A 25,349-nucleotide genomic window follows, 5' to 3' on the forward strand; every position below is an offset into this window, starting at 1 on the left:
TTTCCTCTTGGGTTTTACGCATGTTCGTCACCGAGGCCGCTAACGCGACGCAGTGATCGATTTCGGTCCACGTCCGACGGCAACGACTCCCGACTGAACTATTTCTCGAATTCCATAGGGGTCCAACATCTTCAGCAACGCGTCGAGCTTGGAGCGGGTGCCCGTAGCCTCGACCGTCACCGCCTCGGGAGAGACGTCGATGACCTTGGCGCGGAACAGATTCACCGTTTCGATGACCTCGCTCCGAACGCTGGCATCGGCGCGGACCTTGATCAGGACCAACTCGCGCGCCACCGAGGAATCGTCGTCCTGCTCGACGATCTTGATGACGTTGATGAGCTTGTTGAGCTGCTTGGTCACCTGCTCGAGCGGGAACTCGTCGACCGTCACCACGATCGTCATGCGCGAGATATCGGGAATCTCGGTGCCGCCGACCGCGAGTGAGGAGATGTTGAAGCCGCGGCGCGAGAACAACGCGGCCACGCGCGCCAACACACCTGGCTTGTCCTCGACGAGAACGCTGAGGGTATGGCTCGTGCTCACAGGTCCGTGCCTTTCGCGTCGTTGTTCATCGGGTGCGGCGCCTGCTCGCGTTCCATCGCGTCGTCGAGTCCTGGCTCACTGCCCACGGTCTCGTCCTCGTCGAACAGCGGACGGATGCCGCGGGCGGCCATGATCTCGTCGTTACCCGTTCCGGCGGCCACCATCGGCCACACCTGGGCGTCGGCACCGACAATGAAGTCGATGACGACCGGACGATCGTTGATGGCGCGAGCCTGAGCGATCACCGCATCCACGTCCTCTTCCCGCTCGCATCGCAACCCGACGCAGCCCAATGCCTCGGCCAGCTTGACGAAATCGGGGATGCGCACGGCACCGTGAGTTCCGAGATTGGTGTTGGAGTAGCGCTCCTCGTAGAACAGGGTCTGCCACTGCCGAACCATGCCGAGGTTGCCGTTGTTGATGAGCGCGACCTTGATCGGGATTCCCTCGACCGCGCAGGTAGCAAGCTCCTGGTTGGTCATCTGGAAGCAGCCGTCGCCGTCGATGGCCCACACCTCGGCGTCGGGCAGGCCCATCTTGGCTCCCATGGCGGCCGGAACCGCGTACCCCATCGTGCCGAGACCACCGGAGTTGAGCCACGTGCGCGGCTTCTCGTAGTTGATGAACTGCGCGGCCCACATCTGGTGCTGGCCGACGCCGGCGCAGTAGATCGCGTCGGGACCGGCGAACTTGCCGACCGAGGAAATGACGAACTCGGGAGACATGGAACCGTCGGACGGACGGTCGTAGCTCAACGGGTACGTCTTGCGGATGCCGTCGAGGTAGACCCACCACTGCTCGAGGTCGAGAGTCGTTCCGGTGGCGCGATCGGCCCGCAGGGCCTCGATCAGCTCGGTGATGACCTCGCCGCAGTCGCCCACGATCGGCACGTCCGCGTATCGGTTCTTGCCGATCTCGGCCGGGTCGATGTCGGCGTGGATGACCTTGGCATCGGGAGCGAAGGACGAGAGCTGACCGGTGACGCGGTCGTCGAACCGGGCACCGAGCGTGATCAGCAGGTCGCTGCGCTGCAGAGCGGCGACCGCCGCGACGGTGCCGTGCATACCGGGCATGCCCAGGTTCAGCTGGTGGGTGTCGGGAAATGCCCCGCGCGCCATCAGCGTCGTGACGACCGGGATACCGGTCAGTTCGGCGAGCTCGAGCAGTTCTGCCGAGGCGTTGGCCTTGATGACGCCGCCACCGACGTACAGCACCGGCTGCTTGGCATCGGCGATGTAGCGTGCCGCTTCGCGAACCTGCTTGCCGTGCGGCTTGGTGACCGGGCGGTAGCCGGGCAGACGCATTTCCGGCGGCCACGAGAACGTGGTCTGCGCCTGCAGCACATCCTTCGGGATGTCGACGAGGACGGCACCGGGACGACCCGACGCGGCGATGTAGAACGCCTCGGCCATGATGCGCGGGATGTCCGCACCGTCGGTGATCAGGAAGTTGTGCTTGGTGATGGGCATCGTGATACCCGAGATGTCGGCTTCCTGGAACCCATCGGTACCGATGAGGCTGCGGGCGACCTGACCGGTGATCGCGACGATGGGAACCGAGTCCATCTGCGCGTCGGCCAACGGGGTGACGAGGTTGGTCGCACCCGGGCCGGACGTCGCCATGCAGACGCCGACCTTGCCGGTCGCCTGGGCGTAGCCGGTGGCGGCATGACCCGCACCCTGCTCGTGGCGAACGAGCACGTGGCGAACCTTGACGGAGTCGAAGAGCGGATCGTAGACCGGGAGAACCGCGCCACCGGGAATGCCGAATACGGTGTCGACGTCGAGTTCTTCGAGAGCTCGTACGACAGACTGTGCGCCGCTGACCTTCTCGGGTGCGACGTGGCGTCGCGATCCGTTGGTCGCCGCGTCTGCGGACGGGTTGCTGGTCGACGGGCTCGTGGCTGTCCCCGACTTACGTGTCGTGGGCCCTGGGCGTGCGGTTGGTGCGCTCACTGATTGCTTCCTCAGGAATGTGAAATTGCTGGGCGATCTCTGGGCAAGAAAAAACCCCCGTCAGCGTGAGCTGTACGAGGGTGGCGCGTCGATGCGAGTTTGAACAACCGGCTCAGGCGTTGACGCGCCGGCCGATTACGAGTATCCAATTCCGCTTCACGCACTGAACGGTAGGCGCGCGCACAGGGAAGAGTCAAACTCGTCACGACGCAATCCCATTATGTGAGATCGCGTAGATGCAATGCGAAGATGAATGGGTGTCGTCTTCGCAGCAGTCCGAACCACCTCGGTCATCATCCCACACCGGTTCCGAGCAACCGAACAGTGGCGACGGGCCACCGCCGTCGAGCAGGCAGGTCATCCGCCTCCCACGTCTGGCCCTGATCGGCGTCGGGTTGCTCCTGTTCAGTACCTCTCTGCCTGCGGCGAGCTGGCCCGCCGCACTGGGTTGGCTGCTGATTCTGCCGATCGTCGCGTGCATCTGGGTGCTGCGTGTGCGCACCGTCATCACTCCCGAGGCGATCACGGCCCGCCGTTTCATCGGCTCCGACGTCATCGAGTGGGAGTCCGTGGTCGGACTGCACTTCCCCGACCGCCGCTGGGCTCGCGTGGTGCTTGCCGACAAGACGGAGAAGTCACTTCCGCTCGTGCGGTTCGATCGGCTCCCCCAACTCGCGGCCGCCAGCGGCGGTCGCATCACCGACCCCTATGCCGCGGCCGCTGCGGCGGAAGAGAAGTCCCGTGCGGAAGCCGAGGACGACGGCGAGCAGGCGTCGCAGGAGCACTAGTCGACGGCGAGTAGCCTCGTCGGTGCGATAAACCGCTGCAACGAACGAGGAATACGCTATGCCGCCGCTACGCTCACGGGTCACCACTGTCGGACGCAATGCCGCGGGCGCACGCTCGCTCTGGCGCGCCACCGGAATGACGGATTCGGATTTCGGGAAACCGATCGTCGCCATCGCGAATTCGTACACGCAGTTCGTACCCGGCCACGTTCATCTCAAGAACGTCGGCGAGATCGTCGCCGACGCCGTCCGCGCAGCCGGCGGGGTCCCTCGCGAGTTCCACACGATCGCCGTCGACGACGGCATCGCCATGGGGCACGGCGGCATGCTGTACTCGCTGCCCAGCCGCGAGATCATCGCCGATTCCGTCGAGTACATGGCCAATGCCCACACCGCCGATGCGCTGGTGTGCATCTCCAATTGCGACAAGATCACCCCCGGCATGCTCAACGCAGCCATGCGATTGAACATCCCGGCGGTGTTCGTCTCCGGTGGGCCGATGGAGGCCGGTAAAGCGGTGGTCGTCGGAGGGGTCGCGCAGGCACCCACCGACCTGATCACCGCGATCTCTGCCAGCGCGAACGATGCCGTGTCCGAAGAGGGCCTGGACGAGGTCGAGCGCAGCGCGTGCCCGACATGCGGGTCCTGCTCGGGCATGTTCACCGCCAACTCGATGAACTGCCTCACCGAAGCGCTCGGGCTGGCGTTGCCCGGCAACGGCTCCACTCTGGCCACCCACGAGGCCCGCCGCGCCCTGTTCACCCGGGCCGGCACGACCATCGTCGAGGCGGCGATCAAGTACTACCGGGACGAGGACGAGTCGGTGCTGCCCCGCAACATCGCCACCCCGGCGGCATTCCGCAACGCGATGGCACTGGACGTGGCGATGGGTGGCTCGACCAACACCGTGCTGCACACTCTCGCGGCGGCGCAGGAGGGCGAGGTCGATTTCGATCTCGACACCATCGACGCCATCAGCCGCAAGGTGCCGTGCCTGGCCAAGGTGTCCCCCAATTCGGATTACCACATGGAAGACGTGCACCGGGCGGGTGGAATTCCCGCCCTGCTGGGTGAACTGCGGCGTGCGAATCTGCTCGAGACCGACGTCTCGACCGTCCACACGAAGAGCTTCGACGAGTGGCTCGACACGTGGGACATCCGCTCCGGTGCCGCATCCGACGAGGCGATCGAGCTGTTCCATGCCGCTCCCGGCGGCGTCCGAACCGTCGAACCGTTCTCCACGAGCAATCGCTGGTCCTCCCTCGACACCGACGCCGCGGGTGGTTGCATCCGCGATCTCAAACACGCCTACACGGTCGAGGGTGGCCTGGTGGTGCTGCGCGGCAACATTGCCGTCGACGGCGCGATTCTGAAGACTGCGGGCATCGACGAGGACCTCTTCTCGTTCCAGGGACCTGCGCTGGTCGTCGAGTCTCAGGAAGAAGCCGTCTCGGCCATCCTGCAGAAGAAGATCCAACCCGGTGACGTGCTCGTCGTGCGGTACGAGGGACCCAAGGGTGGACCGGGAATGCAGGAGATGCTGCACCCGACGGCGTTCCTCAAGGGTGCCGGTCTGGGCAAGGTCTGTGCCCTGATCACCGACGGACGGTTCTCCGGTGGTACGTCGGGCCTGTCCATCGGACACATTTCCCCCGAGGCTGCGGCCGGCGGCGTGATCGGCCTCGTCGAGAACGGCGACCAGGTCCGCATCGACGTTGCCACGCGCACGCTCGAGATCCTCGTCGACGAGGAAACTCTGGAGACTCGACGCGCGAAGATGCTCGCGTCCGAGCGGCCGTGGCAGCCGGTCGACCGACAGCGCACGGTCACGACGGCGCTGCGCGCGTACGCCGCACTGGCGACATCCGCGGACAAGGGTGCTGTGCGCTACGTGCCCTGAGCAGAAAAAGCATGTGAGTGGTTCCTCGTAGCAGGCTACGAGGAACCACTCACATGGTTGGTTGTCGACCGGATCAGCGGACGACCGGATTCGCTCCGTTGAGGAAGATCCAGATGCATACGCCCGCAGCGATTCCCACTGCGAGTGCGAGGAACGATCCGATGCGCGGGCGGGTCGCCCAGCCGCGGCGGCCGTCGAACGCGATCTTTCCGGGTCCGGTGAGAATGATGGCCGCGGCCGCGAAGCCGAGAACGGTTTCGTACTCCACGCCGGTGGCACCGGAGAACTGCAGCCCCGGCTCTGCCACCTGCTTGAAGCACCAGGCGTTGATGATGGTCGCCAACACAGCTGCACCGGCCAGCGGCGTCGCCAGTCCCAGGATCAGCAGTGCGCCGCCGAGGGTTTCGCCGGCCGCGGCTGCGATGGCGAGGATCTCCGGGTATCGGAACCCGGACTCCTCCAGGAGATTCTGAAATCCGTCCAGCCCGGGACCGTTCCACAATCCGACGAGCTTCTGCAGTCCGTGCCCGAGGAACACTGCTCCGATGGCGACGCGTAGGACGAACAGGCCCAGATCGGTGGTGCCGCGTCGGGCCGGAACTTCCACGGTCTCGGTGCGCACCGGGGCTGCCGGGGCAGCGACTGCCGAATCGGAGGACTCACCGAGATACTCCGTCGGACGATCCGAGTACGCGTTCGAGGTGGCACCGGCCGTCGTAGCCGTCGTAGGCGTCTGGGTCGGCGAGTCGGCGAAAGCCGACGGACGGTACGTCGGGATCTTCTCTGTCGGTGCCGCATCGGTGCTCCGCTTGTCGGATGCGGAGGAATGCGGGAAGTCCAACTCGTCGTCGGTTCGGGGCAGACGATCCGAACGCTGCGCACCGAACGCTGTGGTCGATGCACCGGACGCGTCGGAACCCGAACGCGTGGGCGAAATCTTCTCGGTGGGGTTGTCGTACGGGCTCTCGGCCGGTTCGTACGAGGGATCCTGCTGGTTGGGGTCACGCGGTGTATCGGTCACCTCCCCACACTAAGGCCGACAACCCCGCGCCACCGACGTTGACGCTCACGGCCGCGTGGCGCGTCGGACTCGACGTTCCGTAACGTTCGAACCATGAAGCCGCTCGGAGCATCGTCACGAACTGCCCGCGCGGCTGTCGTCGCCCTGTCGACGACGGCTGTTCTGCTCGCCGGGTGCGCCCGATTCGACGACTCCAACTCGTCCCCGTTCACTCCCGCGCCGGATGTCGGAGCTGCCGAACTCAAACCCACCACACCCAGCGAGACCTCGCCCCCGGCGGGTCCGAACGCCCCGCAGCCCGTATCGGGACCGTGCGTGGATCCCGACCCGGCAGTGATCGCCACCTGCCTCGACACCACGGGCGGACTCGTAGCTCTTCCCGACGGCCAGAGCAGCCTCGTGGCAGAACGCAGGACCGGCCGCATCATGGAGGTCACCGCAGGCCGGACGCCACAGCAGGTGGCCACGATCCCCGTCGACGGCACCGGCGACGGGGGCCTGCTGGACATCGCGCTCTCGCCCACGTACGCCGAGGATAAACTGCTCTACGCGCTGATCACGACGGCGTCGGATACGCGGGTCGTTCGGCTCGCGCAGGGGGACGTACCCAAGGACATCTTGACCGGGATCCCCCGCGGGGCCGCGGGAGTCCGAGGTTCCCTCGAGTTCTACACGCCGAACGAACTTCTGGTGTTGACCGGCGACAACGGCGATGCCGTGGCCGCCGCGGATCCGAACTCGTTGTCCGGCAAGCTGTTACGCGTGACGTCACTGTCGCCGACTCCTACTCCCCCGCGGCCGGGGATCGCGCTCAGCGGTATCGGCACAGCGGGCGACGTGTGCACCGACGGCAGCGGAAACATCTACGTCACCGACCGCACCGCCACCGAGGATCGCCTGCAGCGCATCGACAAGCTGGGAGCAGTGTTCTCCCCCGTGTGGACCTGGCCCGACCGTCCGGGTGTGGCCGGGTGTGCCGCCGGTCAGAGCGGCGTCGCGGTTGCCCTGACCACAGCGAAAGCTGTTGCAGCACTGGCCACGGACCCGAACACCGGAGCGGTCTCGGCCGAGCCGACCCTGTTGATCCAGGACAAGTACGGGCAGTTGAACGGGGCTACCAGCACGAGCGACGGTCAGATTCTGGTGGGAACGGTGAACAAGAACGGCACTGCCGTCGGCCCCACCGACGACCGCGTCGTCAAGGTGCCGTTCCCTGCCGGCGGTGGTGGCGGCTTCGACTGATCCGACAGCTCCTTCGAACGACAAGGGCGGCCGGGCAGCAATCGCTGCCCGGCCGCCCTGCTCATGCGTCGATCAGGACTGACCGCACGCCGCCAGCACGAGTTCCTTGACTCGGGCGGCATCGGCTTGTCCCCGCGTCGCCTTCATCACCGCGCCGACGATGGCACCGGCGGCCTGGACCTTGCCACTGCGAATCTTGTCCACCACACCGGGGTTCGCCGCAAGTGCTTCGTCGACGGCGGCTTGAAGCTTGGTGTCGTCTTTCTCCAACACCAGATTCCGCGCCGACATCACCTCTGCGGGCTCGCCCTCACCGGCCAAGACGCCGTCCACGATCTGACGAGCACCGTTGTTGTTGACCTTGCCGTCGGCCACCAAGGCTGCCACCTCGGCCACCTGAGCCGGAGTGATCGCCAGATCCCCCAATTCGACGCCGGCGATGTTGGCCTGCTGCGCCAGGTACGACACCCACCACGACCGCGCAGCCTGCGCCGACGCGCCGGCGTCGACGGTCGCCGCCACGAGTTCGAGAGCACCCGAGTTGACCAAGTCGCGCATTTCCTCGTCGGAGACGCCCCAGTCCTTCTGAATTCGCCCGCGGCGCAACCACGGCAGCTCGGGCAGAGTGGCTCGCAGCTCCTCGATCCACGCTGCATCCGGGGCCACGGGAGCGAGGTCGGGCTCCGGGAAGTAGCGGTAGTCCTCCGCGGTCTCTTTCTTCCGGCCCGCCGTGGTGGTGCCGTCGGACTCCTGGAAATGTCGGGTTTCCTGCGTCACCTCGCCGCCGGATTCGAGCACCGCAGCCTGACGGCGCATCTCGTAGCGCACGGCGACCTCGACGCTCTTGAGCGAGTTGACGTTCTTCGTCTCGGTGCGAGTACCGAACTCGGTGGCCGACTTCCGCATCAACGAGACGTTGGCATCGCAACGCAACGAACCCTGATCCATCCGCACATCGGAGACGTTCAGCGACTTCAACAGGTCACGCAATGCGGTCACGTACGCCCGCGCCACCTCCGGTGCCCGCGCCCCGGTACCGGTGATGGTCTTGGTCACGATCTCGACCAGGGGCACACCGGCGCGGTTGTAGTCGAGCAACGAATGCGATGCGCCCTCGATTCGTCCGGTTGCGCCACCGACGTGCGTCGACTTGCCGGTGTCTTCCTCCATGTGGGCGCGCTCGATCTCGACGCGGAACGTGCTGCCGTCGTCGAGCACGACGTCGAGGTAACCCTCCGTGGCGATCGGCTCGTCGTACTGCGAGATCTGGTAGTTCTTCGGCTGATCCGGGTAGAAGTAGTTCTTCCGCGCGAACCGTCCCCACGGGGTGATCGAGCAATTGAGCGCCAGCCCGATACGAATCGCCGACTCCACCGCAGCAGCGTTGACCACCGGCAGTGCGCCGGGAAGGCTCAGGCACACCGGGCACACCTGCGTATTGGGCTCCGCACCGAACGCGGTGGGGCAACCACAGAACATCTTGGTGGCCGTACCCAACTCGACGTGGACCTCCATGCCGAGCACGGGGTCGAACGTGGCGAGCACATCGTCGTAATCGATCAGATCGACGGTTGCAGCAGTCATGCTCCGTAGTTTATGCATTGCATTCGCCACCCGAGTAACCACGTGTCCTCGCGCACCGATCGCCTCGGGGTCAGCCGAAGAACGCTGCTGCGTCGTCGTACCGGGTCTGAGGGACCCGCTTGAGTTGCTTGGTGGCCTCGGCCAACGACACCAGGCCGATCTCGGCACCGCGCAGCGACACCATCTTTCCGAAGTCTCCGGAATGCGCGGCATCGGTGGCGTTGACACCGAATCGCGTTGCGAGCACACGGTCGTACGGAGTGGGAGTGCCGCCACGCTGCACGTGCCCGAGCACCGTGGTGCGTACCTCTTTGTTGATGCGACGTTCGATCTCGACGCCGAGCTGATGTGCGACTCCGGTGAATCGGACGTGCCCGAATTCGTCGATACCGCCGTCGAGCAATTGCATCGACCCTTCGACGGGCTTGGCCCCTTCGGCCACGACGCAGATGAAGTGGGAGTCGCCCCGCTGAAAACGCTTGCGCACCAACGTGCATACCTCTTCGACGTCGAAGGGCTGCTCCGGGATGAGAGTCATGTGCGAGCCCGAGGCCAATCCCGCGTGCAACGCGATCCAGCCTGCGTGTCGCCCCATCACCTCCACCAGCATCACTCGCTGGTGCGATTCGGCGGTGCTGTGCAGTCGGTCGATCGCATCGGTGGCGATGGTGAGCGCCGTGTCGAAGCCGAATGTGACGTCGGTGCAATCGATGTCGTTGTCGATCGTCTTGGGGACACCGACCACCGGTACGCCCTCCTCCGACAGCCACGCAGCTGCCGTCAGAGTTCCTTCACCGCCGATCGGAATCAACACGTCGATGCCGTTGTCCTCGAGGGTCTGCTTGACTCGGTCTAGACCGGCCCGCAGCACGTCGGGGTTGGTTCGAGCCGTCCCGAGCATGGTGCCGCCCTTGGTGAGCAGCCGGTCGTTGCGGTCGTCGTTGCGCAGCTGGACCCGACGGTCTTCGAGAAGCCCGCGCCACCCGTCCTGGAATCCGACGACCGTGGAGCCGTATCGCGCGTCGGCGGTGCGAACGACAGCGCGGATCACCGCATTGAGCCCTGGGCAATCGCCGCCTCCGGTCAGAACTCCGATGCGCATCGATTTTGGCCTCTCTGCTCGCAGGCCCGCGGAGCGGACCGAAGTGACGAACATCAGCCTAATCGGGCGTGGGTCCCCGCGCGCGCCGGTACCGGTCGGCCTCACTTGGGCGTGACGACACCGGTTTCGTAGGCCAGCACGACCGCCTGCGCGCGGTCGCGTAGCCCGAGCTTGCTCAGGACCTTGCCCACATGGGTCTTGACCGTCTGTTCGGCCAAGAACAGCGCACCTGCAATTTCCGCATTGGACATGCCGGTCGCGATGAGTTCGAGAACCTCGCGCTCGCGCGGCGTCAGATCGGCCAGGCGGGAAGGAGTGTTCCTCCGCGCTCCGCGACGGGTCGTGACGTCGGAGATAAGGCGTCGGGTCACCGACGGTGCCAGCAGCGCATCGCCTGCCGCGACGACTCGTACGCCTCTGATCAGTTCCTCGGCCGCCGCGTCCTTGAGGAGGAATCCGCTGGCCCCGAGAGCCAGGGCCTCGTAGACGTAATCGTCGATGTCGAAGGTCGTCAGCATCAGGACACGGACCGGCGACGCGTGCGACGCGGACAGGATCGCGCGGGCCGCGTCGAGCCCGTTCATCTCGGGCATGCGCACGTCCATCAGCACTACGTCCGGCAACAGCCGCGCTACCTCGCTGACGGCGGTACGACCGTTGTCGGCGTCGCCGACGACCGAGATGTCGTCCTGAGCGCCGAGCAGTGCACCGAACCCCTGCCGCACCATCGCTTGATCGTCGGCGATGAACACCGTTGTAACCACGCGTGACAGCCTAAACCGCGTCACCGGCGTCAGCCGTTGCCGGCGGAGTCGACATTCCGGTCGGCACACGAACCGCAACCTCGAACCCACCGCCGGGTAGAGGGGCGGCATGCAGCCGGCCGTGTGCGGCCTGCGCTCGCTCGCGCATTCCCGCGATTCCGTGCCCGCCGCAATCGCTTCCGGGAGTGCGGGAGATGCTCGGGTTCGGAGCCGGTGCGTTGACCACCGTCATGTCCACGACGGCAGGGTCGATCGCGATATCCACCTCCACCTCGGCTTCGGGCGCATGGCGCGCGGCATTGGACAGCGATTCCTGCAGAATACGGAACAGGGCCAGTCCTGTTGTCTCCGAGACCGATTCGACGGTACCGGCGATGGTCCACCGGACATTCATGCCCGCTCTGCGACTCGCCTGCAATGTGCGTTCGAGATCCAGTGCACTCGGCGCGGGCGCGTCCTGCATCTGCGCTCCATCGCTACGCAGTACCCCGAGCATCCCCCGGATCTCGTTGAGCGCCTCGCGTGCACTCGCGCCGATCGACTCGAATTCTCGAGCCGCGGCCGGTGACACGTCGTCCAGTCGGTACGGCGCACTCTGGGCCTGAACGACGACCATCGACATGTGGTGTGCCACGACGTCGTGCAGATCGCGGGCGATCTTCGCCCTCTCCTCGAGAATCGTGCGGCGAGTGCGTTCGAGTTCGCTGACCTCCTCCTGCTGCGCGAGCTGCCTGCGCGAAAGAACGAGCCACCGGATCAGCAGCCCGAACACGACCACGGCAGTCAGGCCCACCGACCACCCGATTCCGTCGGAGCCCGGCATGTACGCGAAGAACACCAGCATGCTGGCCAACCACGCCACCAACAGCACCTGCGCCGGAGAACGCAGCGCGACCGCGAACAGCAACGCCAACAGGACGAGGATGTGCACCACTTGCCACGGGTAGTCGTAATCCGGAACGCGGTCGAACGCCGCCGGAATCACCAACGCGGACAGCGCCGATACCGCCCACCCCATCGCGGGATTGAGTCTGATCAGAGCGAACGGAAACGCTGCCAACGCTGCGACGAACGGTAGCAACGGAACCGAAACCTGATGCGTGACCGTCAGTGTCGGCCACGCGATCGAGTACAGAATTGCCGTCACCGCGATGATCAGCACGTCGACCGAACGGACGCCGCCGATCTGCTCGGGCACCCGGCGCCGAGCACGTACCCCGAGTTCGAGACTCGTCGACCTTTTCTTTCGCACGTCTCGAGCCTAGGCAGCATCGACCGCCGGCGTCCTCGTACCGGGGTATCGGTTCGGCATGGCTCGGAGGTATCAGGACCGCGTCGAACCGGTCCCGGGGGCACTCACCACAGCCGAACCTCGGAGCGATGCTTGCCTCGGCCGGCCGAACTTAGCGTCGATCCTCATGAGCCGGAACATATCTCGCACCCTGATGTGCGTGGCAGCTGCCATCGTCGTCGTGACCGCCACGACGGGAGCAGCAACGTCGTCACCCACCGAGGACCGTCGCTCCCCCGTGGCACAGACCGTTCGTGCACTGGTCACCGAACCCGCCGAGGACGCTGCGTCGACCATCCCGAGCGACTTCGCAGACGTCATGGGCTACCGGCCCGCGGTGCAGGACGGGATGGCGAGCAATCCCGGCGGGGATTGCTCGTCCCCGATCCCACTGCCACCCGAGTTCGAGGCTGCGTGCCGAGCCCACGACCTGGGCTACGACCTCCTCCGTTACGCGAACGCGACGGGCACGACCGTCGACCCACAGTGGCGCAGGGCGATCGACGCCCAACTCGACAGTCGCATGCACGACGCCTGTCACCATCGCACCGACGACGGGTCCCGGCAGATCTGCGACGCAGCTGCGGTCGTGGCGGCAACGGCAGTCGACCTCAATTCCTGGCGACAATCGTTCGGTGCACCGGTCGCCGAACCCGCCATGCCCCTGACACTGTTCGGAGCCGTGCTGGCGCTGACGCTGCTGATCGCGTCCGTTGTCGCGCGGTACCGACGTGTGTCGATGACCCCGACCCGCACGGACCGACGCTGATGTCCACCACGGCCATCCCGGACCGCGAGGTCGAGACCCCAGTCGCATCGGATGTCGAGTCGCCCAACCGTCTTCGCTTGCCGAGACTCGGCACGTCGGTGTCCGTTGCAGCGGCTGTGGCGATCTCCTCGGCTCCGTCACTTCTGCCCCGCTCCGCCGTCACTGCGGCCCTGTTCACCGGATTCATGGTGGCACTCGCTCTGACGGTCGCATGTGCGGGCCGACGGGTGTTCGGGCCACGACGGCCCGCGTCGCTACGGCTACGAGCGTGGACCGTCGTCACTGCTGCATTGATCTCGGGCGTCGCGTTGGCCTCGAACATGCACTGGCAGAATCGATTACGAGCCGCGATGGACGTCGAGCCGGTGAGCTGGAGCTACGCCGTCGACGTTACCGGGGGTGCCCTGTGCGTTGCGCTCGTACTGTGCGGAGCCGGTAGCGCGCTCCGGCGAATCTTCTCCGCTCTGGGCCGGAACCGTTGCGTGGCACTGCTCGTCACGGTCGCTGCATTGTCGTACACCCTGGCCGTTCCGTTCGTGCGGTCCACTCTGTCGGCCTCGTACTCGGCCTCGAACTCGGCGATGGACGACGCAGTGGCCGCCCCGACATCGGAGACGAGATCCGGCGGTCCCGGATCCTCGGCACCGTGGCGCACGCTGGGACGCGAGGGCCGCGCGTTCGCGTCGGGAGGGCAGGATCTCGACACCGTACGCACGTACGTGGGACTCGAGTCGGCCGCGACACCGGACGAGCGTGTGGCACTGGCCGTCTCCGAGATGGAACGGGCTGGAGCCTTCGAACGCAGCGTCGTCGTGGTCGCGATTCCCACCGGGTCCGGCTGGGTGGACGAGAATGCGATCACCGGGGCCGAAAGAACGTTCGGCGGTGACGTCGCGACGGTGGCGGTGCAGTACTCCGACAAGCCAAGTTGGGCGACCTTCCTGTTCGCCGAGGACGACGCCCGCCGGTCCGCGAACGCCGTGGTTCGAGCGGTCGCCACACGAGCGGCGGCGGAGCCGACCACACCGAAAGTCGTCGTGTACGGCCAGAGCCTGGGTTCGGTTGCAGGAAGTGATGCGTACCTTGCCGTGCAACAGAACATTTCGTCACTCTGCGGGGCTGTCTGGGCCGGCCCGCCCGCGGGATCGGTCGACACCGACGGTGCCGCCGTCCTGGCCAACTCCTCGGACCCCGTCGCGCGATGGTCTCTCGATCTGTTGTGGTCGCCGCCGGATACGACGACGTTCACGATCGACGCCCCACGGCCGCCGTGGTTGCCTGTCGTCGGCTTCCTGCAGACGTCCGTCGACCTGCTCGCCGCATTGGATGTCACGTCGGGCCACGGCCATCGATACGGGACCGACCAAGGCGAGGCCATGGCTCGCTGCCGCTAACGAGAGGGGCCGCCGGAAAAGGGAGTGCTGGTCCGTCAGCCGAGCAGACCGAGCCGATTGCCGAGCCAGTCCATCTCCTGATCGAGCGCCGGCGCCCAGACCTGCATCGAGTGTCCTCCCGGCAGCTCGCTGTAGTGCACATCCATGCCCGCGGCGGCGGCTGCCCGGTAGGCCCGCTCGGTCTGCGGCCTGAACTCCTCGTCGTCGGCTCCGACGACGAAGGCACCGGCAGAGTCGGGAAAGCTGTTGCGGGAGAGCACGTTCAGCGGCGTAGAACGATCGAACCGATCCTCGTCGGCCGGTGTGTCCGCCCCGTACGCAGCAAGGACCGACTCCGCTCTGGTGCCACGACGTTGTTCGTCCTCACCGGAGATGTCGAGAAATGTGGGGTACGCCGACGGGTCCGTCGTCGCGAGCTGAAGGGCGCAGGTTCCGCCGTAGGAGTACCCGCCGACCGCCCAGGATCGCGGGTCCGAGGACACGTGGAGGTTCGACCGAACCCACTGCGGGACATCGACTGTCAGATACGTCGCAGCATTACCGAGGTCCGAATCCATGCACATCGGGTTGGCTTCGGTGTCCCCCAGCCCGTCGGCAACGACGACAACCGGGGCGACGCCGCCGTGACGTGCCGCGAATGCGTCCATCGTCTGCGGTAGTCGGCCACCTTCGATCCAGTCGACCACATGGCCGGGCTGTCCCGTGAGCAACACCAGTACCGGGAGGTCGTCCGCCCCGTCGTCGTACGCGGCCGGGAGATAGACCGTCGCCGGACGAGCACGGAACTGCGACACCGTGCCGGGCACCTCCACGTCGAACAACCGGCCGTGTCCTTCGACGTGCACGACCGGCGCACGCCCGAGTGCCGACGCGGCCGTGGGGTACCGCGTCACCGTCAGGTTGGTCAGTACGGCGGTCGCCACCAGGAGCGCCGCTGCCAGGCCCAGTGCGCTCAGCCCACCGACGGGCGAGCCGAGCGGACGGCCACGGCGGATGCGAACCACGATCGCACCGGCGGCCACGATCGCCAGCACCGTGGCCGCCGCCAATCCGATGACCGGGACCGCTCCACCGAGCAAGGGCAGATGCGCCAACCGGGCGGCCCACCGATGCAGCACCTCGAACTACCGCAGATCGCCGCGGGCAGCCTCGTACGCAGCGCCGACGCGGTAGAGCCGCTCGTCTGCGAACGCGGGAGCCATGATCTGCAGACCCACCGGCAGACCGTCCTCGGACGCCAGTCCGGACGGCACCGACATCGCGCAGTGGCCGGCGAGGTTGGTGGGCAGGGTGCACAGATCGTTGAGATACATCGCCATCGGGTCGTCGACTTTGTCGCCCAACGGGAATGCCGTCGTCGGGGTCGTCGGCGATACGAGCACATCCACCTTCTCGTATGCCGCGTCGAAGTCCTGCGCGATCAAGGTGCGGACCTTCAGGGCCGAGCCGTAGTACGCGTCGTAGTAACCGGCCGACAGCGCGTAGGTGCCGATCATGATGCGGCGCTTGACCTCCGGCCCGAACCCCTGAGCGCGGGTGGTGGCCATGACCGATTCGGCGCTGTGGTGGCCGTCGTCGCCCGCACGCAGGCCGTACCGCATTCCGTCGAACCGAGCCAGGTTGGACGACACCTCGGACGGGAGAATCAGGTAGTACGCAGCCAATGCGTGGACGAAGTTGGGGCACGACACCTCGACCACCTCGGCGCCGAGCGAAGTCAATGCGGCCACTGCGGCGTCGAAGGACGAGATGACACCGGACTGATAGTTGTCCGAGTGCAACTCCTTGACCACACCCACCTTCACTCCGGTCAGGTCGCCGCGAGCGCCCTCTCGGGCCGCCTCGACGACGGGACGAACCGGGGTGTCGACCGACGTGGAATCCCGCGGGTCGTAACCCGCGATGACCTCGTGCAGCAACGCGGTGTCGAGCACCGTACGACCACAGGGTCCCCCCTGATCCAGCGAGGAGGCGCAGGCGATGAGTCCGTACCGCGAGACGCTGCCGTACGTCGGCTTGGTTCCCACGGTGCCGGTCAGTGCCGCGGGCTGCCGGATGGATCCACCGGTGTCGGTGCCGATGGCCAACGGTGCCTGGAACGAGGCGAGCGCAGCCGCGCTTCCGCCTCCCGAGCCGCCCGGGATCCGGGTGGTGTCCCAGGGGTTCTTGGTCGGTCCGTACGCGGAGTTCTCGGTCGAGGAGCCCATCGCGAACTCGTCCATGTTGGTCTTGCCGAGAACCGGAATGCCCGCCGCTCGCAGCTTCGAGGTCAGCGTCGCGTCGTACGGCGACACCCACCCGTCGAGAATCTTCGAGCCGGCGGTGGTCGGCATGTCGGTGGTGGTGAACACGTCCTTGAGCGCCAACGGCACCCCGGCGAGCGGTGAGGCCGGTGCCGAGCCCGCGGCCAGCCCGGCGTCGACGTCGTTCGCCGCGGCCAGCGCCTGCGCGCTTGCCACATGCAGAAAAGCGTGAAGGTCGCCGTCGACCTCGGCAATCCGATCCAGATGTGCCCGGGTCACCTCCACCGCACTGACGTCCCGCGAGTGGATACGGTCGGCGAGCTCGGACGCGTCGAGCTTGGTCAGGTCGGTCATTCGCTCTCTCCCAGAATCTGCGGCACCGCGAAACGGCCCTCCTCGGCATTCGGTGCACCGGACAGCGACTGCTCCGGCGTCAGACCGGGAACGATCACGTCGGGACGCGTCACATTGACGATGTCGCTGGGGTTGGCTGTCGGCGCAACGTCGTCCGTCGCCACCTCGGCGACGGTCTTGACGTGATGGAGGATCGAATCCAACTGGCCGGCGAACTCGTCGAGTTCGGCGTCGCTGAGAGCCAAGCGCGACAGCCGGGCGAGGTGAGCGACCTCGTCGCGGGAGATATCGGGCACCGCGTAGACCCCTTTCACACAGTAGGAGTGGGGCCTGCAGGAACCGGCCCCGTATTTGCGCAGAGCGAACCGCACAGGTCCGCGAACGCGGTCCAGCCTAGTGCGCACCGTTTCGCCGACCTCACTCCCGGTCAGCGGTCTCGATCGGCCGCCGATCTCGCCCGCACGAGTGTCAGAATTGTCACGTCCCGCGTTGCGTGTCGAGCCGGCCAGGTCGAAGATGCAAAGATTGCTCGCGCCGGGGGTGCACAGTGTTCCCTGAACTACGCCAGACGTCGAAAGGGAGCGTGCCATGTCCTACCTGCTCCGCGTGCAGCTGCCCGACCGGCCGGGCAGCCTCGGATCGCTGGCCGTGGCCCTCGGCTCGGTCGGAGCGGACATCCTCTCGCTCGACGTCATCGAACGCGGCGACGGCTACGCGGTCGACGACCTTGTGGTCGACGTTGCGCCCGGTTCGCTTCCCGACACACTGATCACTGCAGCCGAGAACCTCACCGACGTCCGCGTCGACTCGATCCGCCCGTACACCGGCGTTCTCGACACCCATCGCGAACTGGAACTGATCGACCGGGTCGCAGCGGCATCCGACGACCGTCTGCAAGTTCTGGTCGACGGCGCTCCCCGCGTTCTGCGCGTGGGCTGGAGCACCGTGGTGGCCACCAACGCGCACGGTCCGTTCCGCCTGGTCGGTAGCCCGGGCGCACCCGAAACACACGCCGCCGAACTGCCCTGGTTCCCGCTGACCTCTCCCGCTGCACTCGACTCCGACGCAGACTGGGTACCTCAGGTGTGGCGGGACATGGACACCAAGATCGCTGCCGCTCCCCTCGGCACCACCGGCACCGTGCTGATGCTCGGTCGGCCGGGAGGGCCAGAGTTCAGGCCGTCGGAGGTAGCCCGACTCGGTTACCTCGCCGGGATCGTCGCAACCGTCCTGACCTGATCACCGGAACCCGCCCGGTCTCCCCTACTGCGACGCGTCGGTGTCCGTCGTCGGCTCCGACACTGCGTCCGGGCCTTCGGTCAACAGACGCGTGAACCCTGCCTCGTCCAGGACCGGTACGCCGAGCTCGACGGCCTTGTCGTGCTTCGAACCGGGCGATTCACCGACGACGACGAACGCCGTCTTCTTCGACACCGAACCGGCGGCCTTTCCGCCCCGCAGCAAGATCGCTTCTTTGGCCTCGTCGCGCGAGTAGGACTCGAGCGAACCGGTGACGACGATCGACAGGCCTTCCAGATTGCGCTCGATGGAGGCGTCTCGCTCGTCCTCCATCCGCACACCGGCATTCCGCCATTTCTCCACGATGGCCCGGTGCCAGTCGACCTCGAACCATTCGGACACAGCAGCCGCGATGGTGCCGCCCACCCCGTCCACCGCCGACAACTCCTCGACGGACGCTGCTTCGATGCGCTCGAGGCTGCCGAATTCTCCGGCGAGGGCTCGTGCCGCGGAGGGGCCGACGTGGCGAATGGACAGGCTCACCAGCACTCGCCACAGAGGCTGATTCTTGGCGGAGGACAAATTGTCGAGCAGTTTGCGACCGGTGGCCGACAATGCGCCCGATTTCGTGCGGAAGATCGTCGTCTTCATCAGGTCTTCTTCGGTGAGCGAGAACAAATCGCCCTCGTCCTCGATCGCACCGGTGGCCAGAAGATCCGTCGCCGCTTCGTATCCGAGACCCTCGATGTCGAAACGCTGCCGTTCGGCCACGAAGAACACACGCTCACGGCGTTGCGCCGGGCACAACTGCGAATTGGGGCAGCGCAGGTCCGCGTCGCCGTCCTTCGCCGGTGCCAACGGCGTCGAGCATTCCGGGCATTCGGTGGGCATGACGAATTCGGTCTCGTCGCCGGTCCTGGCGTCGACGACCGGGCCGAGCACCTCCGGAATGACCTCTCCCGCTTTGCGAATCGTGACGGTGTCACCGATCAGAACACCCTTGCGCTTGACCTCCGACGCGTTGTGCAGGGTCGCGAGAGACACCGTGGACCCCGCGACGAGCACCGGCGTCATGTACGCGAACGGAGTCACTCGACCGGTTCGGCCGACGCTGACGCGAATGTCCAGCAGGGTGGTGGTGACTTCCTCGGGTGGGTATTTGTACGCGATGGCCCACCGCGGTGCTCGCGACGTCGTTCCGAGCCGACGGTGCAACGACATCTCGTCGATCTTGACCACCAGGCCGTCGATCTCGTGCTCGACGTCGTGGCGGTGCTTGTCCCAGTACTCGACCTTCTCGACGACGGCATCGATGCCCTGCACGCGCGTCGTGTGGGTCGAGATCGGCAGACCCCACGCCTGCAGAGCCTCGTAGGCGTGCCACTGCGAATCGGGGGTGAAGCCGACCATCCGTCCGAATCCGTGACAGATCATGCCGAGACGCCGCTTCGAGGTCACGGCCGGGTTCTTCTGGCGCAGCGAGCCCGCCGCCGAGTTCCGTGGATTGGCGAACGGGGGTTTGCCCTCTTCGACGAGCGCCGCGTTGAGCGCCTGAAAGTCCTCGAGCCGGAAGAACACCTCACCGCGCACCTCGAGCAGCTCCGGAATCGGATATTCGGCGCTGCCGGTCAAGGTATCGGGGATGTCGTCGATCGTCCGAGCATTGAGCGTGACGTCCTCGCCGGTCCGCCCGTCACCTCGGGTCGCACCGCGCACGAGAGTGCCGTTCTCGTACACCAGGTTCAACGCCACACCGTCGATCTTGACTTCGCACAGGTAGTGCAGACCCGGACCGGCCTCGGTCTCGACCCGCTTGGCCCACGCACGGAGCTCGTCGTGATCGAACACGTTGTCCAAGCTCAGCATTCGTTCCAGATGGTCGACGGCGGTGAACTCCGTCGCGAAACCACCGCCCACGAGTTGGGTCGGTGAGTCGGCCGTACGCAGGTCCGGGTGGGCTTGTTCGAGATCGTTCAGTTCGCGCAGCAGGGCATCGAATTCACCGTCCGAGACGATGGGCGAATCACGTACGTAGTAGCGGAATTGATGTCCACGTACTTCCTCGGCCAGTGTCTGCCACCGCTCGCGGTCGGCAGGGGTGGCAGGATCGAGTTCGACTCCGGCAGCCTCGGCGGCATCGTCGGTTCCTGCAGGCAGTTCGGTCGGCTCAGGCACGTGACGAAGATTATCCGACGGCACCGACATCGAAACGATCCTGCGTCCGGAAGGCTATCTGCCCATCAGGCCCAGCAGCAGGGTGGCGGCGATCAACGCCACCGCGCAGATTCCGGCAGTCAGCGCGAATCCGGTCAGGAAGTCGTCGGAGTAGATACCGCCGAGGACGGAGGCCATCACCGAGAGCAGGACACCGGCGGGCAGACCGCGCCGCTGGGCGTCCGAGAGTCGATACATGTCTCGATCATCGCAGATCCCCGTGTCAGATCTCGTCGACGACCACACTGTTCCCGCCGGACTGCTTGGACCGGTACATCGCCGCGTCCGCCGTGCGAGCCGCTCGTCCCACGACGGAGGTGCCCACGTCCCACAGCGCGGAGTCCTCACGCAGCAGTGCCATACCGACGCTCGCCGTGACCGGAATGTCGTCCCGGTGGTCGCACAGCACGCGCACCACATCGACGCCGAGGTCGACGGTGCTCTGCGCATGTCCGACGACGGCCAGCAGAAATTCTTCGCCACCGGTTCGCGCGAGCACTCCGCCGTGGTGGCGGGCGAGTCTGCGCAGCCGATCCGCGACCCGGACGATGACCTCGTCGCCCCGGCTGTGGCCGTAACGGTCGTTGACGGCCTTGAACTTGTCGATGTCGACCACCAGGAACGCCATCGACAGTCCGCGTTTGTTCGCGAGCTGCCACAGGTCGAGCAGTTCACTGTCGATACCGCGGCGGTTGTACACCCCGGTCAGAGGATCGAGTACCGACCGCTTGGCGTCGTTGGACAACGTCGTCCACGCCACCTGCGCGAACACCGGTACCGCCACCGTTGCCAGCAACAGCACCACCGTCGCCGTCGCGACCGCCGGTCCGTCGACGGCAACCACCTCGCCGTCCATCACAGCGAGGAACGTGCGAATACCGAAGCCGATGATGAACGTCGCCGTCCACACCAGGTGGGCTACGAGCAATCGAGGACTGAGGAAATACGTACAGAACGCTCCGGTGACGGCGAACAGCACCGTTCCGATCAAGGACGCGACCGGCGCGTACAACACCAGCACCGAGGTCGTCAGAATGTCGCCGAACGCCAGGAACCCGACGAAGAACTTCTTCCCGGGGATCGGGCCGAACACGCACCGTGCGGCAACGAGTACCTGCGTGAACAGGACGAAGAAGACCCACCCGATTGCCGGCGAGCCGGTGGGGCCGAGATCGCTGAACAACATGAGAATCGACGTGAGGGCATACATCAGGACGGCGGTGCCGAAGACGACCCGGATGATTCCCGTCAGTGGACGAGTGGACCGGTGGTTGAGGATCCATTCGAAGTCGTGCGGAGCCCGGTACCAATCCGACGTGGCGGCGGCGAGTTTGGCCAGAACTCCGCGTCGATGCCGGCCGGAACGTCGGAGGGAGGCGACTTCATCGAAGCCGCGACCACCTGATGCCATGTACGAACTCCCACCGATTCAAAGCAGACCCCCGACGGCCGTGTGAATGATGTCACACCTGTTGTACGTCCCGAACGACCCGGGACGGAGCCGCAGGACGCTCCAGGCATTCCGACTCGGCACACTGTGTTTCGTCACAATGTCCCGGTCCGTGGTCACAACGATTCGGGTGCGTCCCGATAGGCCGCGACAACCTCGTGGGTGAGAGCCGTTGCTCGACGAGCCCACTCGGGCGTGCTTCCGGCCAAGCCGCAGGACGGCGTCACCGACACCTGCGAAGCGAGTATCGAACGATCGAAGCCGAGGCTGTCGACCAACTTCACACCGGGCTCGGCGCACTCGCGCCACAAGTGTGGTCGGTCCGGGGTTGCCGACGGCACCGATCCCAGTACGAGGGTCTTGCCGGCCTGGAGCAGCTCTCCCAGCGCATCGAGGTCGGTTCGGCGCAGCTCGTGTGCATCCACGGCCACCGCGACGGCTCGGGTTCGGCGCAGCAGATCGACGGGAGCTCCCCCGTCACAGCAGTGCACAGCGACCGGTAACGCGATGGTGTCGATCAGTGAGTCGAGCAGGTCCAGAACCTCCGGTTCCGGGATCGCGCGCACCGAGTCGATACCGGTGATCCCGGTCAGACTGCCCGCGAGAACGGCGGCGAGACTGGGTTCGTCGAGTTGGACCACCACGTTCGCCGAGAGTCTGCGTGCCACTTCTGCGCAGTGCAGGCGCAGCCCTTCGCCGAGGGATTCCGCGAAGTGCCGTAGAGCGCCGCGGTCGGTCAGCGCACGGTGTCCGTGCCGCAATTCGACCTGCGCGGCCATGGTGAACGGTCCTGCAGCCTGCACCTTGATGGTCCGGCCGGCACCGCGTAGTCCCGCGACCTCCCACAGTTCCTCGAGCACGTCCAGATCCTCGGTGAGAAAGTCGGTCGCACGGCGACCGGCCAGCATCGGACGCGGTACGACGCGGTAGCCCGACGTCCGGACGTCGAGTTCGACGTCGACCATGATGGCTCCGGTGCGGCCGATCATGTCGGCACCGAGCCCGCGCCCTGGCAGTTCGACCACGTGTGGCAGTTCACCCAGCTCGCCGAGGACGATGGCGACGGCCTCACGAACGTCGGTGCCGGGCCACGAACCTATGCCGGTCGCCAGCCCTCCGAACGTGCTCGGGGTCACTCGCGCTCGGATCGGGTGCCCGAGATGGTCGAGCTGCCGATCACGATGTCACCGTGAATGTCCTTGCGGTACAACACCGCTGCCTGCCCTTTGGCGACACCGGTCAAGGGTGCCCGGAGCTGGATCTCCATCCCGTCGCCGACGGCCTCGGCAACCGCGTCGGTCAGCCCGCCGTGCGCCCGAACCTGTACGACGCATTCGATGGGCCCGGTGGGCGCGGTGCCCTCGGTCCACACCGCGCGGTCTCCGGTGATGGACCAGACGTCCAGCTTCTGCGCCGAACCGACCATGACGGTGCCGGTGTCCGGTTCGATCGAGGTGACGTAGCGCGGACGGCCGTCCACGGCCGGTACTTCCACCCCGAGACCCTTACGCTGGCCGATGGTGAAGCCGTGCACACCGTCGTGGTCCGCCAACTCGGCTCCGGTCTCGGAGTCGACGACCTTGCCGGGACGAACGCCGATGTGTGCGCCGAGGAAGGCCCGGGTGTCGCCCGAGGGAATGAAGCAGATGTCGTGACTGTCCGGCTTGTCGGCGACGGCGAGACCCCGCTCGGCTGCTTCCTCGCGGATCTCGGACTTGGGGGTGTCGCCGATGGGGAACATCGCACGCGAGAGCTGCCCGCGGTTCAGGACGGCCAGCACGTAGGACTGATCCTTGTCGGCGTCCACCGCACGCCGCAGAACTCCGTCGTGCAGTTGCGCGTAGTGCCCGGTCGCGACGGCGTCGAAGCCCAGTGCCAACGCGCGGTCCGCGAGCGCGGAGAACTTGATCTTCTCGTTGCACCGCAGGCACGGGTTCGGAGTCTCCCCCGCGGCGTACGAGGCGACGAAGTCGTCGATGACGTCTTCTTTGAACCGATCCGCGAAGTCCCAGACGTAGAACGGTATTCCGAGGACGTCGGCAGCTCGGCGTGCATCCCCGGCGTCTTCTTTCGAGCAGCACCCGCGAGAGCCGGTCCGCAGCGCCCCGGGAGCGGTGGACAGCGCCAGATGAACGCCCACGACGTCGTGCCCCTCGTCGACGGCTCGAGCCGCGGCGACTGCGGAGTCGACTCCCCCGCTCATGGCAGCGAGAACACGCATCAGCGATTTCCTCCTCGAGCTCCGACGCCGGCGAGTCCGGCGGCACGAGCACGTTCGACGACCTGCGGCAGGGCCGCAAGCACAGTGGTGATGTCCGAATCGGACGAGCCGGTTCCCAAAGAGAACCGAAGGGATCCGCGGGCCACGCCCGGATCGCACCCGAGCGCGATCAGAACATGGCTCGCGCTCGCCACACCCGCCGTGCAGGCGGATCCCGTCGAACATTCTATGCCCGCGGCGTCGAGAAGCATCAACAGCGAATCCCCCTCGCACCCGGGGAAAGTGAAGTGCACGTTGCCGGCGAGCCGCCCGTCGCCCTCCGGGCCGTTGAGGATGGCGTCGGAAACCACCTCGCGAACCCCGGTGATGAGTCGATCACGCAACGCGCGAGTTCGTTCCCCGTGCAGCGACAGATTCTGCACCGTCGATCGCAGTGCGGCCGCCATCGCGACGACGCCGGCCGTGTCGGGCGTGCCGGACCGGACGTCACGTTCGTGACCACCACCGTGGAACAGCGGCACGCACGGGACCTGACGGCCCAGCAAAAGGGCTCCGACGCCCTGCGGGCCCCCGAACTTGTGCGCAGCGATACTCAGGGCGGACAGACCGCTGTCGGCGAATCCCACTGGTAGGTGCGGTACGGCCTGCACGGCGTCGCTGTGCATCGGAACGCCGTACTCCGCGGCAACCGCTGCGAGTTCGGCGATCGGCATGACGGTGCCGATCTCGTTGTTGGCCCACATGACCGTCACCAGCGCGGTCTCGTCTGCGTGCAGAGCCAGCTCGGCGCGCAGCACATCGGGGGTGACCCGGCCCTCGTCGTCGACCGGGAGCCAGGTGACACTCGCCCCTTCGTGCGCGACGAGCCACTCCACCGCGTCGAGCACGGCGTGATGCTCCACCGAGCTGGCGATGATCCTGGTCAGTGCGGCGTTCGAGTCTCGACGGGCCGAGAAGATGCCCTTGACGGCGAGATTGTCGCTTTCGGTACCACCGGAGGTGAAGATCACCTCGGACGGGCGCGCACCGAGGTCCGCGGCGATCGACTCGCGAGATTCCTCGACCCGGCGACGGGCGGACCGGCCCGAGGTGTGCAGCGACGATGCGTTCCCGACGGTGCCGAAGACGGAGTTCATCGCCTCGATCGCACACGGCAACATGGGAGTGGTCGCGGCGTGATCGAGGTACACCGATGGCTGCGGCGGGGTGGGGGCAGGCGTACTGCGCACAGAAGGCATAACGCGCTCGACGATACCCGGTCCAGCGACCGCAGAC

The 25,349-nt window shown here is 66.4% G+C and carries 22 protein-coding genes; 6 read left to right on the top strand and 16 right to left on the bottom strand.

All coding sequences use genetic code 11. The annotated features are described in order from the left end of the window. Window positions 1-39: 39 nt before the first annotated feature. Together ilvN and J2X62_RS20705 are read right to left on the bottom strand one after the other, a co-directional pair. Entirely contained in the window at window positions 40-543 is a 504-nt protein-coding gene (gene ilvN / locus J2X62_RS20700) for an acetolactate synthase small subunit (RefSeq protein ID WP_008717436.1), read from the bottom strand. Continuing rightward, window positions 540-2,498, bottom strand: coding sequence for an acetolactate synthase large subunit (locus tag J2X62_RS20705; protein ID WP_032366369.1), 1,959 nt, complete (start codon window positions 2,496-2,498; stop codon window positions 540-542). The genes ilvN and J2X62_RS20705 overlap by 4 nt, the downstream gene beginning before the upstream one ends. 257 nt (window positions 2,499-2,755) lie before the next feature. On the opposite strand from J2X62_RS20705, the gene J2X62_RS20710 reads away from it, so the two are divergent. After that, complete coding sequence (locus J2X62_RS20710; protein WP_310183054.1) at window positions 2,756-3,286, top strand: PH domain-containing protein; 531 nt, start codon at window positions 2,756-2,758, stop codon at window positions 3,284-3,286. 58 nt (window positions 3,287-3,344) lie between these two features. Then, entirely contained in the window at window positions 3,345-5,186 is a 1,842-nt protein-coding gene (ilvD, locus tag J2X62_RS20715; protein ID WP_310183056.1) for a dihydroxy-acid dehydratase, read from the top strand. A gap of 73 nt (window positions 5,187-5,259) precedes the next feature. Here ilvD and J2X62_RS20720 read toward each other — a convergent pair whose 3' ends face one another. Beyond that, entirely contained in the window at window positions 5,260-6,207 is a 948-nt protein-coding gene (locus tag J2X62_RS20720; RefSeq protein WP_032372647.1) for a DoxX family protein, read from the bottom strand. Window positions 6,208-6,300: 93 nt separating this feature from the next. Between J2X62_RS20720 and J2X62_RS20725 the strand changes: the two genes are divergently transcribed. Then, window positions 6,301-7,449, top strand: a complete 1,149-nt coding sequence (locus J2X62_RS20725) for a sorbosone dehydrogenase family protein (RefSeq protein WP_032370765.1) — start codon at window positions 6,301-6,303, stop codon at window positions 7,447-7,449. Between the two features lie 72 nt (window positions 7,450-7,521). On the opposite strand, the gene gatB is transcribed toward J2X62_RS20725, so the two are convergent. From gatB to J2X62_RS20745, 4 genes are all read right to left on the bottom strand, one after another. After that, window positions 7,522-9,033 carry an Asp-tRNA(Asn)/Glu-tRNA(Gln) amidotransferase subunit GatB gene (gene gatB / locus J2X62_RS20730; RefSeq protein ID WP_027496639.1) on the bottom strand — a complete coding sequence of 504 codons (1,512 nt, stop codon included), beginning with the start codon at window positions 9,031-9,033 and terminating at the stop codon, window positions 7,522-7,524. A gap of 70 nt (window positions 9,034-9,103) precedes the next feature. Continuing rightward, a complete protein-coding gene (locus J2X62_RS20735; RefSeq protein ID WP_032366581.1) occupies window positions 9,104-10,135 on the bottom strand; it encodes an ATP-dependent 6-phosphofructokinase in 1,032 nt (343 codons plus the stop codon). 101 nt (window positions 10,136-10,236) lie between these two features. Next, a complete protein-coding gene (locus J2X62_RS20740) occupies window positions 10,237-10,899 on the bottom strand; it encodes a response regulator transcription factor (protein WP_032391549.1) in 663 nt (220 codons plus the stop codon). A gap of 10 nt (window positions 10,900-10,909) precedes the next feature. After that, window positions 10,910-12,097, bottom strand: a complete 1,188-nt coding sequence (locus tag J2X62_RS20745; protein ID WP_310183098.1) for a histidine kinase — start codon at window positions 12,095-12,097, stop codon at window positions 10,910-10,912. A gap of 220 nt (window positions 12,098-12,317) precedes the next feature. Here J2X62_RS20745 and J2X62_RS20750 point away from each other — a divergent pair, with 220 nt between their 5' ends. Both J2X62_RS20750 and J2X62_RS20755 read left to right on the top strand, forming a co-directional pair. Next, entirely contained in the window at window positions 12,318-12,959 is a 642-nt protein-coding gene (locus J2X62_RS20750) for a hypothetical protein (protein WP_032407037.1), read from the top strand. After that, window positions 12,959-14,353 (top strand): alpha/beta-hydrolase family protein, encoded by a 1,395-nt coding sequence (locus J2X62_RS20755; RefSeq protein ID WP_057474112.1) that lies wholly within the window; start codon window positions 12,959-12,961, stop codon window positions 14,351-14,353. The genes J2X62_RS20750 and J2X62_RS20755 overlap by 1 nt, the downstream gene beginning before the upstream one ends. A gap of 35 nt (window positions 14,354-14,388) precedes the next feature. On the opposite strand, the gene J2X62_RS20760 is transcribed toward J2X62_RS20755, so the two are convergent. From J2X62_RS20760 to gatC, 3 genes are read right to left on the bottom strand one after another with little or no spacing between them, the layout of a single operon-like run. Further along, complete coding sequence (locus J2X62_RS20760) at window positions 14,389-15,471, bottom strand: esterase family protein (RefSeq protein ID WP_052053330.1); 1,083 nt, start codon at window positions 15,469-15,471, stop codon at window positions 14,389-14,391. A gap of 6 nt (window positions 15,472-15,477) precedes the next feature. Beyond that, window positions 15,478-16,950, bottom strand: coding sequence for an Asp-tRNA(Asn)/Glu-tRNA(Gln) amidotransferase subunit GatA (gatA, locus tag J2X62_RS20765; protein WP_032366363.1), 1,473 nt, complete (start codon window positions 16,948-16,950; stop codon window positions 15,478-15,480). After that, complete coding sequence (gene gatC, locus J2X62_RS20770; RefSeq protein ID WP_027496634.1) at window positions 16,947-17,246, bottom strand: Asp-tRNA(Asn)/Glu-tRNA(Gln) amidotransferase subunit GatC; 300 nt, start codon at window positions 17,244-17,246, stop codon at window positions 16,947-16,949. Before gatC ends, gatA begins: the two co-directional genes overlap by 4 nt. A 292-nt stretch (window positions 17,247-17,538) precedes the next feature. On the opposite strand from gatC, the gene J2X62_RS20775 reads away from it, so the two are divergent. After that, window positions 17,539-18,189 (top strand): amino acid-binding protein, encoded by a 651-nt coding sequence (locus J2X62_RS20775; protein ID WP_027496633.1) that lies wholly within the window; start codon window positions 17,539-17,541, stop codon window positions 18,187-18,189. A 24-nt stretch (window positions 18,190-18,213) separates the two neighbouring features. Here the strand turns inward: J2X62_RS20775 and ligA are convergent, their stop codons facing one another. From ligA to J2X62_RS20805, 6 genes are all read right to left on the bottom strand, one after another. Further along, a complete protein-coding gene (gene ligA, locus J2X62_RS20780) occupies window positions 18,214-20,364 on the bottom strand; it encodes an NAD-dependent DNA ligase LigA (RefSeq protein ID WP_371832752.1) in 2,151 nt (716 codons plus the stop codon). 54 nt (window positions 20,365-20,418) lie between these two features. Then, complete coding sequence (locus tag J2X62_RS20785) at window positions 20,419-20,601, bottom strand: hypothetical protein (protein ID WP_027496631.1); 183 nt, start codon at window positions 20,599-20,601, stop codon at window positions 20,419-20,421. Between the two features lie 25 nt (window positions 20,602-20,626). Beyond that, complete coding sequence (locus J2X62_RS20790) at window positions 20,627-21,814, bottom strand: diguanylate cyclase (protein ID WP_052053331.1); 1,188 nt, start codon at window positions 21,812-21,814, stop codon at window positions 20,627-20,629. A gap of 155 nt (window positions 21,815-21,969) precedes the next feature. Continuing rightward, the gene (locus J2X62_RS20795; protein WP_032407036.1) at window positions 21,970-22,989 is read right to left on the bottom strand and encodes a methionine synthase; all 1,020 of its coding nucleotides are present in this window, start codon (window positions 22,987-22,989) and stop codon (window positions 21,970-21,972) included. Then, a complete protein-coding gene (mnmA, locus tag J2X62_RS20800; protein WP_310183071.1) occupies window positions 22,986-24,074 on the bottom strand; it encodes a tRNA 2-thiouridine(34) synthase MnmA in 1,089 nt (362 codons plus the stop codon). The genes J2X62_RS20795 and mnmA overlap by 4 nt, the downstream gene beginning before the upstream one ends. Then, window positions 24,074-25,312, bottom strand: a complete 1,239-nt coding sequence (locus tag J2X62_RS20805) for a cysteine desulfurase family protein (protein WP_310183073.1) — start codon at window positions 25,310-25,312, stop codon at window positions 24,074-24,076. The genes mnmA and J2X62_RS20805 overlap by 1 nt, the downstream gene beginning before the upstream one ends. Window positions 25,313-25,349: the final 37 nt, after the last annotated feature.

Source organism: Rhodococcus sp. 3258 (genome assembly GCF_031456475.1).
Classification (GTDB): Bacteria; Actinomycetota; Actinomycetes; order Mycobacteriales; family Mycobacteriaceae; genus Rhodococcoides; species Rhodococcoides fascians.